The organism is Alkalibacterium sp. m-11 (assembly GCF_054658155.1).
Map to the genome: position 1 here is coordinate 1 of NZ_BAAGIR010000692.1, position 213 is coordinate 213.

1 pseudogene is annotated in these 213 nt (G+C 39.0%); it reads right to left on the reverse strand.

Annotated elements, in window-relative coordinates:
* Positions 1–187 (reverse strand): annotated as a pseudogene (locus ACYQ2O_RS13955) (RNA-guided endonuclease TnpB family protein); the annotation flags it as partial.
* Positions 188–213 lie beyond the last annotated feature (26 nt).

Consider the following 213-nt stretch of genomic DNA (forward strand, 5'->3'; position numbering starts at 1 on the left):
TCAGCTTCTTTTCGGACTTGTACAGCGGTTTTGGATTTTTGTGCTTCTCAGTTTCCCCTAAATCATTGGTGGTGATCGCAAAATCAGAAATACCCAAATCAATCCCGATCTTCCGTTCAACTAATTGGGGCGTTTCGTCCGCTGATTCCACAAGAATGGATATAAAATATTTTCCCGATTTATTCATTGATATCGTACATGATTTAATCTTGC